Raw genomic sequence first — 656 nt, 5'->3', positions numbered from 1 at the left:
GCCGAGAACCCGGAGAAGAACGTGCCCCGGGCCATCCGCACCGTGTTCGTGCGGATCCTGCTCTTCTACGTGGGCGCCATCACCGTGATCGGCTTCCTCATTCCCTACACCAGCCCGAACCTGCTCACGAGCGGGGTCGAGGACATCTCCATCTCCCCGTTCACCCTGGTGTTCCAGAACGCCGGGGTGCTGGCGGCGGCCTCGGTGATGAACGCGGTGATCCTCACCGCGATCCTCTCCGCCGGCAACTCCGGGCTCTACGCCTCCACCCGCATGCTCTGGGCGCTGGCCGAGGGCGGCAAGGCCCCGAGGTTCCTCGCGAAGGTCAACCGCCGCGGCGTGCCCATGAACGCCCTGATCGCCACCACCCTGGTGGGCGGGGCGTCCTTCCTCACCACCTTCATCGGGGACGGGGACGCCTACGTGTGGCTGGTCAGCGCCTCCGGGCTGGCGGGGTTCATCGTGTGGATGGGCATCGCCTGGAGCCACTACCGGTTCCGCAAGGCCTACACCGCCCAGGGCAAGGACCTCGCCGACCTCCCCTACCGGGCGCGGTTCTTCCCGCTGGGCCCGGTGGTGGCGCTCGTGCTGTGCGCCGTGGTGATCCTCGGGCAGAACTACCAGGCGTTCATCGGCGACATGGACCTGATGGCCGC

General features: G+C 68.8%; 1 protein-coding gene. It reads left to right on the top strand.

Annotated features, from left to right (window positions below; translation table 11 throughout):
- Positions 1-656: amino acid permease (locus tag RCG67_RS16930; protein WP_368827964.1), on the top strand; the 656-nt coding region annotated here is incomplete at both ends.

Source organism: Kocuria cellulosilytica (genome assembly GCF_040981245.1).
GTDB lineage: Bacteria > Actinomycetota > Actinomycetes > Actinomycetales > Micrococcaceae > Kocuria > Kocuria cellulosilytica.
The sequence above is the reverse complement of the archived record's forward strand: the minus strand, read 5'-3'. Positions and strand labels throughout refer to the sequence as shown.